This is a genomic window from Ruegeria sp. BHSC276 (genome assembly GCF_059612945.1).
Window position 1 is genome coordinate 308,939 of the sequence record NZ_JBXWRP010000004.1, and the last position, 12,215, is coordinate 321,153.

The 12,215-nt window shown below is 63.0% G+C and carries 13 protein-coding genes and 3 pseudogenes; 7 read left to right on the forward strand and 9 right to left on the reverse strand.

Annotated features, from left to right (window positions below; genetic code table 11):
- Positions 1-2 precede the first annotated feature (2 nt).
- The 9 genes and pseudogenes from AC2FMD_RS08560 to AC2FMD_RS08600 all read right to left on the reverse strand — a co-directional run.
- Positions 3-290: a F0F1 ATP synthase subunit C gene (locus tag AC2FMD_RS08560; RefSeq protein WP_490362510.1), complete on the reverse strand. Its 288-nt coding sequence runs from the start codon at positions 288-290 to the stop codon at positions 3-5.
- A complete protein-coding gene (locus AC2FMD_RS08565) occupies positions 287-982 on the reverse strand; it encodes a F0F1 ATP synthase subunit A (RefSeq protein ID WP_496682703.1) in 696 nt (231 codons plus the stop codon). The genes AC2FMD_RS08560 and AC2FMD_RS08565 overlap by 4 nt, the downstream gene beginning before the upstream one ends.
- Entirely contained in the window at positions 982-1,269 is a 288-nt protein-coding gene (locus AC2FMD_RS08570; protein ID WP_496794925.1) for an N-ATPase subunit AtpR, read from the reverse strand. Before AC2FMD_RS08570 ends, AC2FMD_RS08565 begins: the two co-directional genes overlap by 1 nt.
- On the reverse strand, positions 1,266-1,553 hold the full coding sequence (locus AC2FMD_RS08575) for an AtpZ/AtpI family protein (protein WP_496682697.1): 288 nt from the start codon (positions 1,551-1,553) through the stop codon (positions 1,266-1,268). Before AC2FMD_RS08575 ends, AC2FMD_RS08570 begins: the two co-directional genes overlap by 4 nt.
- A complete protein-coding gene (locus AC2FMD_RS08580; RefSeq protein ID WP_496685439.1) occupies positions 1,550-1,960 on the reverse strand; it encodes an ATPase in 411 nt (136 codons plus the stop codon). Before AC2FMD_RS08580 ends, AC2FMD_RS08575 begins: the two co-directional genes overlap by 4 nt.
- Complete coding sequence (atpD, locus tag AC2FMD_RS08585; protein ID WP_496794926.1) at positions 1,957-3,348, reverse strand: F0F1 ATP synthase subunit beta; 1,392 nt, start codon at positions 3,346-3,348, stop codon at positions 1,957-1,959. Before atpD ends, AC2FMD_RS08580 begins: the two co-directional genes overlap by 4 nt.
- Positions 3,345-3,830 carry an amino acid kinase family protein gene (locus tag AC2FMD_RS08590; RefSeq protein WP_496794948.1) on the reverse strand — a complete coding sequence of 162 codons (486 nt, stop codon included), beginning with the start codon at positions 3,828-3,830 and terminating at the stop codon, positions 3,345-3,347. The genes atpD and AC2FMD_RS08590 overlap by 4 nt, the downstream gene beginning before the upstream one ends.
- Before the next feature lie 108 nt (positions 3,831-3,938).
- On the reverse strand, positions 3,939-4,262 hold the full coding sequence (locus AC2FMD_RS08595; protein ID WP_496742570.1) for a hypothetical protein: 324 nt from the start codon (positions 4,260-4,262) through the stop codon (positions 3,939-3,941).
- Positions 4,263-4,338: 76 nt separating this feature from the next.
- Positions 4,339-4,605, reverse strand: a pseudogene (locus tag AC2FMD_RS08600) (ornithine carbamoyltransferase); the annotation flags it as partial.
- Positions 4,606-4,645: 40 nt separating this feature from the next.
- Between AC2FMD_RS08600 and AC2FMD_RS08605 the strand changes: the two are divergent.
- From AC2FMD_RS08605 to AC2FMD_RS08635, 7 genes and pseudogenes are all read left to right on the forward strand, one after another.
- Positions 4,646-5,026, forward strand: a pseudogene (locus AC2FMD_RS08605) (SDR family NAD(P)-dependent oxidoreductase); the annotation flags it as partial.
- A 287-nt stretch (positions 5,027-5,313) separates the two neighbouring features.
- Positions 5,314-5,636, forward strand: a pseudogene (locus AC2FMD_RS08610) (hypothetical protein); the annotation flags it as partial.
- Positions 5,637-5,867: 231 nt separating this feature from the next.
- Positions 5,868-7,322: a xylulokinase gene (xylB, locus tag AC2FMD_RS08615; protein ID WP_496742567.1), complete on the forward strand. Its 1,455-nt coding sequence runs from the start codon at positions 5,868-5,870 to the stop codon at positions 7,320-7,322.
- A complete protein-coding gene (locus AC2FMD_RS08620) occupies positions 7,322-8,263 on the forward strand; it encodes an aldose epimerase family protein (RefSeq protein ID WP_496794927.1) in 942 nt (313 codons plus the stop codon). Before xylB ends, AC2FMD_RS08620 begins: the two co-directional genes overlap by 1 nt.
- A 389-nt stretch (positions 8,264-8,652) precedes the next feature.
- Positions 8,653-10,215: an FAD-binding domain-containing protein gene (locus AC2FMD_RS08625; protein WP_496794928.1), complete on the forward strand. Its 1,563-nt coding sequence runs from the start codon at positions 8,653-8,655 to the stop codon at positions 10,213-10,215.
- A gap of 2 nt (positions 10,216-10,217) precedes the next feature.
- Positions 10,218-10,370: a DUF2256 domain-containing protein gene (locus AC2FMD_RS08630; RefSeq protein WP_496682710.1), complete on the forward strand. Its 153-nt coding sequence runs from the start codon at positions 10,218-10,220 to the stop codon at positions 10,368-10,370.
- 64 nt (positions 10,371-10,434) lie between these two features.
- Complete coding sequence (locus AC2FMD_RS08635) at positions 10,435-11,967, forward strand: cryptochrome/photolyase family protein (RefSeq protein WP_496742564.1); 1,533 nt, start codon at positions 10,435-10,437, stop codon at positions 11,965-11,967.
- Positions 11,968-12,215: the final 248 nt, after the last annotated feature.

The following is a 12,215-nucleotide window of genomic DNA, read 5'->3' on the forward strand; positions in this document are numbered from 1 at the left end:
CTCTATTGACCCGATGTCCGAACCAGTTCCAGAGCGGTGTCCCAGAACGGGTTGGCGAAAATCAGGATCATCGCGACGACGAAACAGTAGATCGCGGTGGATTCGATCATGGCCAGACTGACGAAAAGTGTGCGCGACAGGGTGGGGGCGGCATCGGGCTGCTGGGCGATCGCCGCCAGAGCCTGGGCTGCCGCACGGCCTTCGCCCAATGCTGGACCGATGGCGCCGAATGAAACCGTCAGTCCCGCCGTAAAGATCGAAACCGCGGCGATGATTGCTAGGTCGGTCATGTCTGTTCCTTTTCGTTTTGCGTCTCATCGGAATCCGAAATCGCGGCCGAGATGTAGACGGTGGCCAGAATTGCGAAGATGTAGGCTTGGATCAGCCCGGTCAGCAGGCCCAGCAGATCCATCAATACGGGAAAGAAGAACGGCGCCACGCTCAGTAGGATCACGGCGATCACCGCGCCGCTCATGATGTTGCCATAGAGGCGGATCGCCAATGACACCCCATGCGAGATCTCTCCGATGATGTTGAAGGGCAGCATGATGGGCGATGGCTCGAGATATGTCTTCAGATAGCCACGCAGACCGCGCCTTGAAATGCCGAACATGGGCACGGCGATCAGCACCGACAGCGCCAGCGCCGTGGTCGTGGACAACGAAGCGGTAGGGGCGTCAAAGCCCGGAACGACTTCGAACAGGTTGCACGTGGCAATGAACAGAAACAGGGTGCTGACGAAATAGATCAGGCTGCCGGGCGGGCGCCGGGTGATTTCCTGTATCTGATGCTGAATGCCCTGGATGATCACCTCGAGCGTCGTGCGCCAGCGATTGGGTGGCGTGTCTGGTCGGAGGTTTCGTGTGACCACGACCGACAGGCCCGTCAACAACCCCATGACGATCCACGTGTTGAAGATGGTGGCATTGATCGGGATGCCCCAGACAGTGAAAACAATGATCGAGTCCGGTGTCAGCTCCATCAGGCCGCTCCGTTTGCCGGGCGTGCCAGTGTAATCGCTGTCACTCGTGCAAGCATAAAGGCCAAGGCAAAGCCGGCGAGGGGTGCCGGCCCGGCCTGCGCGGCCAGCCAGCCGAACCCCAGGACCGTCGCGATCCGAAGTGCCGAACCGATCAGCAGCAGGCCGGTGGGTCGCGCCGCACGCAGCGCCAAGCGAACACTCATCGCCAAACCTGCGAAGTACAAGACCCCGACAGCGGCTCCTGATGCGAAGCCAGTCAGAAAACTGAACCAGTTCCAATCGATCATTTCTCACTTCCTTCCTTGTTCACCCAGGCCCATGCGATCATTCCACCTATTGCCACCCCTCCCAGGATCAGCGCCAGGGTCCACGAGAAATCCTGTGGAGCGATCCGATCCAGCCACAACCCCAGCAATGCGCCGCCGACAGTTGGAACCGCGATCGACCAACCGATCATTCCGAAGGTTCCAATCCCGCGCAACGGGCTAGGTCCGGGGTTGTCGCGCGCGGCCTTCATGCGTTCGGCCCGGCGGGAAATCTCTTCGGCGGATCTGTCGGTCTTCTGGGTCATGGCGCGTTCTTTCTGAATTCGGCGAAGCGACGGACCAGATTGGCCTCAAGCCCCGACAATGCCGAGCGCGCGACGCGTTCGTCCTCGTCCATGTGCAGAAACGTTGCCTTGATCGTGGCGCGCAGACTGTCCAGATCGTCCCCTTTCACGCCGCGCCTGATCGCCAGGCTGACATCATGGCCTTTCTTGACCAATACACCCTCGTCGATCCCAAAAAAACACTCAGCGCCTTCAGGGGTTTTCAGGGTCAGAACCGATGGTACCAACGCTGTGACGAAATCGACATGGTTGGGAAGCAGGCCAAAGCTGCCATTGGGCGCGACGGCGGTCAAGGCGGTGGCTTTGCCGTCGAACAGTGTTCGGGTCGGGAGCCTCAGCGTCACATGCATGTCGCGGGCCATCGTCATGCGGCCTGCTCCTTCACTTCGTCCAGCGCACCAATCATGTAGTAGGCGCTTTCCGGCAGATCGAACCGATCCTGGTTCAGGATCGCCTCGCACCCGTCCAGCGTCTGGTCGATCGTCACGCGCCGACCCTGGGTGCCTGTAAATGCATGGGTGGTAAAGAACGGCTGGGTCAGAAACCGCTCCAGTCTGCGGGCGCGGGCGACTGTGGTTCGATCCGCTGCAGACAGTTCCTCAAGTCCCAGCATCGCGATGATGTCGCGCAGTTCCTCGTACTCGGCCAGCGTCCTGCGCACGGCGCGCGCAACATCATAGTGGCGCTGGCCCACGACCGATGCAGACAACATGACCGAGGTTGAGGCCAGCGGATCCACCGCCGGATACAGCCCCTCGCTGGCGCGTTTTCGCGACAGCACGACCGAGGCGGAGAGGTGCGAAAAGATGTGCGCTGCGGCCGGGTCGGTAAAGTCGTCGGCCGGCACATAAACCGCCTGAATCGAGGTGATCGCCCCACGTCTGGTCGAGGCGATACGCTCTTGCAGTGCCGCCAGTTCAGTAGCAAGCGTCGGCTGGTAGCCCACGCTGGACGGCATCCGGCCCAGCATGCCCGAAACCTCTGATCCGGCCTGCACGAAACGAAAGATATTGTCGATCAGCAGCAGAACGTCCCTGTGCGCGTCGTCGCGGAAATACTCGGCCATCGTCAAGGCGGTGTTGCCGACAAGAAACCGCACGCCGGGGGCTTCGTTCATCTGGCCGAACAGCATCACGGTTTTGTCCCGCACGCCGGCAGCGCCCATTTCCCGGTAAAGTTCTTCGGCTTCTCGCGAGCGTTCGCCGATTCCGCAGAACAGGCTGACGCCCTCGTGGCTTTGGACCGTGTTGTTGATCAATTCGGTGATAAGTACCGTTTTTCCGACACCGGCACCGCCGAACAGGCCGGTCTTGCCGCCCCGCTCGATCGGGGACAACAGGTCGATCACCTTGATGCCCGTTTCCAGGACTTCGGCCCGAACGGTGCGATCTGCTAGGGCAGGCGGCGGGCGGTGAACGGGTCGGGTCAAGTCGGTCGCCGGTTCCGGCAACCCGTCCAGCGGTCGGCCGAATACATCCAACATTCTGCCCAGAACCGCATCCCCCACCGGCACTGTAATCGTTGCGCCGGTTGCGCGCACCGGCATACCCAGCCCCAGCCCGTGAACCGGGGCCAAGGCGATTGTCCGCACCACGCCGCCTTCTGCCAGCGACTCCACTTCGAGCGGGATCCTTCCGGCGTAAAGCAATTCCTTGACGCGGGGTATGGGGTCTGGAAATGCCGCCTCGACCACACCGCCGCGGATTGCGACGATTTGGCCGGTGGCACGGTTTTGAAGATCGGCGGATTGGGTCATGGTAGTTCCTTGGAAACGATCCGGGTCCCGGCCCTGCCGGCCAGAAGCGCTAGCGCATCTTCTAGCCGTCCGATCGCGCTGAGATCGCCGGATTGGGCAAAATCCGCCGCCGCTGCCAGCTTGGGCCCCATGGAACCGGCGGGGGCATCCAATGCGCGCGCCTCGTCGGGCGTCAGTCTTGGAACCGGCCTGGCCGCGCCGGTTCTGAAATCATGATAGACCGCGTCGACATCCGTCAGCAACAACAATGCGTCCGCCCGCAATTGACGCGCCAGCAGGGCGCTGGCCGCATCCTTGTCGATCACCGCTTCGATTCCGATCAGGCTGCTGTCATCCTTGCGGATGACGAGTATGCCGCTGCCGCCTGCGCAGATCGTGATCACGCCCTGGTCCAACAACAGGTTCAGAACCCGCAAATCTGGAATCTCGACTGGGCGGGGCGAGGGTACGACGCGCCGCCATTTGTCCCCGTCCTGCGCTATGGTTCAACCAGCTGCGCGGGCGCGCGCCTGGGCTTCGGCGCGGTCATAGACTGGGCCGACGAACTTGGTCGGTTTGCGAAAAGCCGGATCGTTGCGGTCGACCAGAACCTAGGTCAGAAGGTTCGCCACCGGGTGCACATGGGCCAGCGCGTTTTCCAGCTCCTGTTCGATCATGTAGCCGATCATGCCTTCGGTTTCGGCCCCCAAAACGTCCAGAGGGAATGCGCCATCCGGTCCGCTGGCTGCCCCTTGAAGCGCCAGCAACCCAACTTGCGGGCCGTCGCCACGCGTGATCACCAGCCGATGCCCGGCCCCGACGATGTCCGCCAACGCCTTGGCCGCCCGACGCACGTTGGCGCGCTGAACCTCCGCGGTCAGCGGCTGGCCCCTCCGCAACAACGCGTTCCCGCCCAAGGCCGCGGCAACCAGCATCTTTGGCCCCCAGAGTGGCGACCAGAACGGCCTTGATGGAGTGCAGCCGGTTTTCGGCCTGGTCGAAAACGATCGAGGCCGGGCCTTCGAGCACCTCCTCGGTTACTTCCATTGCGTCCAGCCTGAATTTGCTCTGGATTTCTGCACCGACCGAGGATTCGGCATTGTGAAAAGCCGGCAGGCAGTGCACGAAACGCGCTTGCGGATTTCGGGTCTTGGCCATGAGGGCGACGTTCACCTGGTACGGGTGCAGCAGTTTCATACGCTGTGACCAAACCTCATCCGACTCGCCCATGGACACCCATACATCGGTGTAGACGAAATCGACGTCCCGGACGGCCACCGCGTGCTGCTCCGAAAAGCGCGCCGCCGCCGCGCGGGCGGTGGGCGGGGCGTCTGAAACCTTCCGTGCCGATCTGTCCCGCCTCGACGGGGCCGCCGCGCTGGCCGAGGCCGTGCGCGTCCGCCATGACCGGCTGGGTGTGCTGATCAACAATGCTGGTGTCTACAAGACCCCGCAGCCGCTGACGCCCAAGGAGCTGGACGTGCGTTTCGTAGTCAACACGCTGGCGCCCCATCTTCTGACCCGAAGGCTCTTGCCGATCATCCTGGCCGGGGGCCGTGTGGTGAACCTATCATCGGCCGCGCAGGCGCCGGTGGACGTGGGGGCGATGCGCGGCAAGCGGCCGCTTTCGGACATGGAGGCCTATGCACAAAGCAAGCTGGTCTTCACCATCTGGTCGCAGGAGATGGCACGGGCGCATCCGCAGCGGCCGGTTTTCGTTGCGGTCAATCCCGGTTCGCTGCTGGCGTCGAAAATGGTGCGCGAAGGCTTTGGCGTGGTCGGCAACGACCTGGCCATCGGCGCCGACACCCTGCGCCGCGCGGCGCTGTCGGACGAATTCGCCGAGGCTTCGGGGCGTTTTTTCGACAATGACAGCGGCCGTTTTGTCTACCCGCACCCGGCGGCGGCCAACCCCGACCATGCGGCACAGGTCATGAACGCCATCGCGGCGTTGACCAGCGACGGGGCACAGAACGGCAATCCGACCCGCGGCGCACGAAAGCCAGCCCGTGGAAGCCTGCCAGCGCCGGGGCATCGCCCGAAAAGAAGCGGCCAACGCGTCACGATCCCCGGGTCGCGTGCTTTGGCGACCCCTCTTGGCAGTATCCTGCGGGTGCGCCTGCCGGCAATGGAAAGAGCGGATATCACCGCCAAAGCCGCGTCGAGCCCAAGATGCATTGCGTGAAACTGATGGGCCAACGCCTCATGGAAAGGGGCTTCGACGGGCAGGTCGCGGACATCCAGGTCCGCTTCGCCGTGCTCACCGCTACACCGCGCTTGCCACTCCGGTCATACGGGCCATGGTGTAAATCCGTTCGGGGAAAGGGGAAGTCTACCCTTCACCCGGTTTTAGCGACAAAGCGCATACACCTCGGAAAGGCTGCCAAGTTGTCCGAAAAGGTGGGACAACTTCAGTCCAAAGGCCGGTCGTTCACCAACAATCCAATTGGATCATCCCGAGGGGCGGTGTTCAGTGTTGACATTCTTGCGGCTCAAGAAACAATTTGCGCTCGCTAACTGGACGGGCGGGGCCACATCATATGTATCTGGGTCTGGATCTGGGGACATCGGGTCTCAGGGGCATTCTTGTGGACGGGGCCGGGCAGGTTGTTGCGGAAGCCGAGGCCGGGGTTGCCACATCCACCCCGAATCCGGGCTGGTCTGAACAAAACCCGCAGGACTGGATCAAGGCCTGCAGGACCGTCATGGGCCGGCTTCGGGACGCCGGCGGGCGGTCTTGGGACGCCGTACGAGCGATCGGGTTGAGCGGGCACATGCACGGCGCGACGCTGCTGGACCGGGATGGTGCAGTGCTGCGGCCATGCATCCTGTGGAACGACACACGGTCGGCGCAAGAGGCCAAAGCGCTGGACGAAAGCCCTGGGATGCGCCAGACCACGGGCAATATCGTGTTTCCCGGTTTTACAGCGCCCAAACTCGAATGGGTCCGCACCCATGAACCCGACCTGTTTGCCCGTACGGCCATGGTGTTGCTGCCGAAGGATTATCTGCGGTTCTGGTTGACTGGAGATTATGTCAGTGACCTGTCCGACAGCGCGGGAACGTCCTGGCTGAACGTCGGCGCGCGGGACTGGTCGGACTTGGCGCTCGAGCTGGGCCACATGCGGTCCGACCAGATTCCCCGTCTGGTCGAAGGCACCGAACCCGGCGGCGAGCTGCGGCAGGATCTGTGCCGCGAATTCGGGCTGTCTGGCCCGGTCGTCGTCGCCGGAGGTGCAGGCGACAATGCAGCCGCAGCCTGCGGGATCGGCAGCATCGACGAAGGGTCCGGGTTTCTGTCTCTTGGCACTTCGGGTGTGCTTCTGATGGCCCGGAACAGCTATGCACCGGCGCCTGAGACGGCGGTTCATTGTTTTTGCCACGCGGTCCCCCGGCGTTGGATACAGATGGGCGTCATTCTTTCTGCGACCAACAGCTTGAACTGGCTGTCAAGCAATCTGGGTCAACCGGTCGAGGTGCTGGCCGGGGCGCTGGCTGCTGAGCCTTGTGGGCCGTCACCGGTGACTTTTCTGCCCTATCTCTCTGGCGAGCGGACCCCGCACAATGACAGCGCCATCCGCGGGGCTTTTTTGGGCCTCGACATCGCAACCGGGTCGACGGATCTGGTGCAGGCCGTGATGGAGGGGGTCGGTTTTGCGATGCGCGATTGTCTAGAGGCACTGAGGGCCACGGGCACCGAGCCGGCGCAATTGGTTGTCGTGGGTGGTGGGGCGCGATCCCGCTTTTGGCTGCAGACGATCTCAACCTCGTTGAACGTGCCGCTGGCCCTGCCTGAAGGCAGCGCGTTTGGCGCAGCACTGGGTGCGGCGCGGTTGGCCATGTGCGCTGCCGGGGACGCAACACCCGAAACGGTGATGACACCGCCAAAGATCGACGCCGTCATCGAACCACAGAGCGGTTTGACCGAAGCCTATGACAGCGCCTATCGACGATACAGAGCGTATTACAAGGCGCTGGCGCCATTGGCCGGATGATGAACAAAAATCGGAAGGGCTTGGCTGAAATTCCGGTTGTCCACCTGCAGGATGGGAGCATGCGGGTGTCAATGCTGGGCCATGGCGCGATCACGCAGGGGTGGTGGTACAAGGATCAACCGCTGATCCTTGGCTATGACGACCCGTCCCAATATCTGGACGACCCGTTCTATCTGGGTGCGATTGTTGGGCGGGTCGCCAACCGGATTGGCGGGGCAGGCTTCGAGTTGAACGGCACTCGACACGCGCTCAGTGCCAACGAAGGGCGAAACACGCTGCATGGCGGGTCCGACGGGTTGTCGCGACAGTCTTGGCAGGTCGAGCGGCTTTCCCGACGCGAGGCGGTGCTGGTGCATATCTCGCCCGACGGTACCTGTGGGTTTCCGGGGGCCGTTCGGTTCGAGGTGCAGGTCCGGTTGGATTGCCCACGCTTGACGTATTTGATCTCGGCCTGGCCGGACAGGCCGACCCCGATCAGCATCGCGCAGCACAACTACTACACATTGGGGTCCGCCCAAGGCATTTCCGAACACCTCCTGCAACTGGCGTCGCATCGTCACCTGGAGTTGGACGATCAGGGGATTCCAGGCGGCGGGATCGTCGAGTCCGCATCGGTCGGGCTGGATTTCTCGTCGTCCCGGCGGATTGGACAGGCCGCCAAGGATCTTGATCATTTCTTCGTGTTCCGCACCAGCGGCATGCTGGATCAGCCGGTTGCCACGCTTGCGGCTCCGTCGGGTCTGACGATGACGGTTCGGTCCGATCAGCCCGGGGCGCAGGTCTATTCCGCCGCCCATCTGTCCACGCCTTTCGCGCCGTATGCCGGGGTCTGCATTGAGCCTTCGGGCTATCCGAATGCGCCGAATGTCCCGGCATTTCCGGCGATTGTCTGCACGCCTGACCGGCCCTATCGCCAGACGCTGATCCTCGAGATCGCCTAGACCCGGGCGCAGGGCTTGCCGCTACGCACCCGGGCCATGCAGATCTCTGCTGGCCGAAAACGAAGCAGTCGAGACGGGTTGCGTGATCCGATTGACGGGCATGTCCGTATCATTTGGGTGATACAACAGCGGATAAGCAAATGCGGCGCGTCCAGACCAGGTGCGTTGATCCATGCCCCGATCTTGGGCTACGCGGCGCGGTTTGCCGGGCCGCCCAACGCACCGAGACGTCGCCCTGAGGTCCTGGATTATGAGAGCATGGCCAAGCGGAGAAAAACAGTGGTAGACGCCAGCAGACATGGCCCGACGAACGGGAACGATGGTATGGTTTTTGCAAAATTCGACATTGCGGAAGAATCCCTCCACGCGGTCGGTACCCTACCCACAGCATGAGGCCGACGGTGCGGACCGGACGGGGCTCCAGAAGCCCCACCTTGCAGGTCGTATGGTTCAAGCGAGATCTGCGCATACAGGATCACGCTCCCCTTGCTCGGGCGGCGGCCGCGGGGCCGGTTCTTCCTCTGTACATCGTCGATCCGGATCAATGGCGGTCGGCGGACGCGTCAGGGCGGCAGTTTGCCTTCCTTGGCCAATGCCTTGCTGAACTGTTCGCAGACCTCGCATCAAAGGGTCAGCCGCTTGTGATCCGAACCGGCGCCGCAGTCGACGTTCTGGCAGAGCTTCACGCCAGGCAGGGTTTGGCCGCGATCTGGTCACACGAGGAGACGGGCAACCTGTGGAGCTTTGGACGCGACAAGCAAGTTGCCGAGTGGGCCCGATCGCAGGGGATTCAGTGGCACGAACTGCCCCAGGGTGGCGTCGTGCGCAGGCTTGCATCCCGGGATGGCTGGGCCAATCGCTGGGAGGCCGAGATGACGGCGCCGGTGGCCAGCCCGCCGGGTGCGCTGGTACCGCTGTCCGGCGTGGCGGCCGGCGCTCTCCCGACCGAGGCGGAGATTGGGATCGCGGCTGACCATTGTCCGGGCCGCCAGCGCGGGGGCAGGGCTGCTGCCCTGAGCGACCTTTCTGCATTCTTGGACACGCGCGCGGGCGGATACAGGCGTGGGATATCGAGCCCCCGAACCGCACCGTTTACCTGCGCGCGGTTGTCGGCGCATCTGGCTTTTGGCACCCTGTCCCTGCGCGAAGTGGTGCAGGCCACGCGCACAGCCAAGGCGCGCGCGGCGATGCACGGCCGGGCGGGCTGGTCTGCAGGGCTTGCCGCGTTTGAGGAACGGTTGCACTGGCGCAGCCACTTCATGCAAAAGCTTGAGGATGCGCCCGATCTCGAAGAGCGCGCCATGCACCCGGCGCTTGACGACATTCGCCTGCGCTGGCCCGAGGCAGAACTGTTGCAAGCCTGGAAGCAGGGCGAAACCGGGTTTCCCTTTTTTGATGCCTGTATGCGTAGCCTTGCCGCCACAGGCTGGATCAATTTCCGCATGCGCGCGATGCTGATGGCCGTGGCAAGCTATCATCTGTGGTTGGACTGGCGCCCGACAGGGCAACACCTTGCGCGGCTTTTCACGGATTACGAACCGGGAATCCATTGGGCGCAAGTGCAGATGCAGTCGGGGGTTACCGGTATCAATGCGCTGCGTATCTACAACCCCGTCAAACAGGGCCGCGAACACGACCCCGACGGGCGCTTCATCCGCCGCTGGGTTCCTGAGCTTGCTGAGGTGCCCGACGCCTTTTTGCATGAGCCATGGCGTTGGGCCGGGGCGGGGCGCGTTCTGGGGCGGCAATACCCCGAACCGGTGGTCGATCTTGCCACAGCGGCGCGGGCGGCAAAGGCGCGGATGGCCGAAGCCCGGCGCGGTGCCGGGTTTCAAGCGGCGAAGGCGAAGGTCCTCGCGCTGCACGGCAGCAGGCGCGGGGCGCGGCGGCACCGTAAAGCCGGGCGCGGCACGGCCGACGACCGCCAACTCAAACTGGATTTGGGCCTGTGAAGATGCGCCGAAAGGGCGACTTGCCCGCAAAGACCTGCGCGACCTGTGGCAGGCCTTTCGTGTGGCGGCGGAAATGGGCGCGGGTTTGGGATGAGGTACGCCATTGTTCCGATGCGTGCCGTCGTGCACGCAGGAAAAAGGAGAGACAGAAATGAGCACAAGAGCCTGTGTCGCCGGACGTTCGGGCAACTTGTTCGACGTCATCTGCAAGGCTGTTCCATGTTGACACCGCGGCTTGTATTGGTCTTGGGGGATCAGTTGAGCGTGGACGGCGCTGCGCTGCGGTCGGCCGATCGGCGCCGCGATATCGTGGTGATGGCCGAAGTATTGGCCGAAGCCACAAGTGTGCCACACCATCCCAAAAAGATCGCGTTGATCTTCGCCGCGATGCGCAAGTTTGCCGCGCGGCTGGTGGCGGACGGCTGGCGCGTGGCTTACGGCCGGCTGGACGACCCCGAGAATGCCGGCTCGATTACGGGCGAGTTGCTGCGTCGTGCGGATGAGACTGGTGCAATCGAGGTCATTGCCATCCGACCGGGCGACTGGCGGCTTGCAGCCGCGCTGGAAGAGACTCCGCTGGAGATGCTGCTCCTCGAAGATGATCGGTTCATCTGCTCGACCAAGGAGTTCGCCGCTTGGGCCAAGGGCCGCAAGGCGCTCCGCATGGAGTGGTTTTATCGCGAGATGCGCCGCAAGACGGGCCTTTTGATGGAAGGTGAGCAACCCGCCGGGGGGCGCTGGAACTTCGATGCCGAGAACCGAAAACCGCCCAAATCTGGCCTTGCTTTTCCCGATCCGCCCGCATTTGCGCCAGATGCCACCGTGCGCGCGGTGCTCGACCTGGTGGGGGAGCGCTTTTCCGGCCACTTCGGTACGGTCGAACCTTTCTCACTCCCGACCGACGGCGATCAGGCGCAGAAACTGCTCGAGCATTTCCTGCGCCATGCTCTGCCACGTTTTGGCGATTTTCAGGACGCTATGGTCGCTGGGGCACCGATGATGTTCCACTCTCTGCTTTCGCCAGCTCTCAACCTTGGGCTCCTGTCTCCGCTAGAGGTCTGCCGGGCTGCCGAGGCCGAATGGCGGGCGGGCCGGGCACCGATCAATGCGGTCGAGGGCTTTATCCGACAGATCATCGGCTGGAGGGAATTCATCCGTGGAGTCTGGTGGTTGGAAGGGCCGGGATACATTCACAACAACGTGCTGGCCCATAAACGCAGCCTGCCCAAATTCTACTGGGGGGCACCGACGCGCATGCGCTGCATTGCAGAGGTGGTCGGGCAGACCCGCGAATTCGCCTATGCCCATCACATTCAACGGCTGATGGTGACGGGCAACTTTGCGCTTTTGGCCGGGATTGACCCGGCCGAGGTCCATGAATGGTATCTTGCGGTTTATGCGGATGCTTTTGAATGGGTCGAGGCACCGAATACCCTGGGCATGAGCCAATTCGCCGATGGCGGCGTGGTGGCGTCAAAACCATATGTCTCGTCCGGCGCCTATATTGACCGGATGTCGGACTATTGCGTCGGTTGCGCCTATGACGTCAAAGAAAAGACGGGGCCGAATGCGTGTCCTTTCAACCTTCTCTACTGGCACTTTCTAGACCGTCACCGAGAGCGCTTCGCGCAGAACCCGCGCATGGGGCCGATCTATCGCGGCTGGAGCAAACGGGCGCCTGCGACGCGGGCGCAGATCCTTTCCGAGGCTGAAACCTTCCTTGCCCGAATGGAGGCGGGCGACGCGGTCTGAGGCCATGCTCGGGCAAGGGCTGTGTCGTAAATGTTTGGAACGGCCAGCGCCAGCGACCTAACGCGCGCACCTGGCGTTACCAGTCCGTGATCGTGAAACAGCCGGGAAGTTCCAGCTTCCAGTGGTCCAAGGTTGGGGAGCCGTGCACAGGGTCTAAGGTGGATGAGATAGCTCTCAGTATCTCGGTCACACCGATACTAGAATCACGGCGTCGACCTACGCTCGGTTCAGTCCCGAGCATCTGCGGA

What these genes read in the sequence shown, in the direction of transcription:
- atpD (WP_496794926.1), bottom strand. Translation starts at nt 3,348, where the DNA reads ATGACCCAATCCGCCGATCTTCAAAACCGTGCCACCGGCCAAATCGTC.
- AC2FMD_RS08620 (WP_496794927.1), top strand. Translation starts at nt 7,322, where the DNA reads ATGAACAAAAATCGGAAGGGCTTGGCTGAAATTCCGGTTGTCCACCTG.
- xylB (WP_496742567.1), top strand. Translation starts at nt 5,868, where the DNA reads ATGTATCTGGGTCTGGATCTGGGGACATCGGGTCTCAGGGGCATTCTT.
- AC2FMD_RS08595 (WP_496742570.1), bottom strand. Translation starts at nt 4,262, where the DNA reads ATGCTGGTTGCCGCGGCCTTGGGCGGGAACGCGTTGTTGCGGAGGGGC.
- AC2FMD_RS08575 (WP_496682697.1), bottom strand. Translation starts at nt 1,553, where the DNA reads ATGACCCAGAAGACCGACAGATCCGCCGAAGAGATTTCCCGCCGGGCC.
- AC2FMD_RS08570 (WP_496794925.1), bottom strand. Translation starts at nt 1,269, where the DNA reads ATGATCGATTGGAACTGGTTCAGTTTTCTGACTGGCTTCGCATCAGGA.
- AC2FMD_RS08560 (WP_490362510.1), bottom strand. Translation starts at nt 290, where the DNA reads ATGACCGACCTAGCAATCATCGCCGCGGTTTCGATCTTTACGGCGGGA.
- AC2FMD_RS08565 (WP_496682703.1), bottom strand. Translation starts at nt 982, where the DNA reads ATGGAGCTGACACCGGACTCGATCATTGTTTTCACTGTCTGGGGCATC.
- AC2FMD_RS08630 (WP_496682710.1), top strand. Translation starts at nt 10,218, where the DNA reads ATGCGCCGAAAGGGCGACTTGCCCGCAAAGACCTGCGCGACCTGTGGC.
- AC2FMD_RS08625 (WP_496794928.1), top strand. Translation starts at nt 8,653, where the DNA reads ATGAGGCCGACGGTGCGGACCGGACGGGGCTCCAGAAGCCCCACCTTG.
- AC2FMD_RS08635 (WP_496742564.1), top strand. Translation starts at nt 10,435, where the DNA reads ATGTTGACACCGCGGCTTGTATTGGTCTTGGGGGATCAGTTGAGCGTG.
- AC2FMD_RS08580 (WP_496685439.1), bottom strand. Translation starts at nt 1,960, where the DNA reads ATGACGATGGCCCGCGACATGCATGTGACGCTGAGGCTCCCGACCCGA.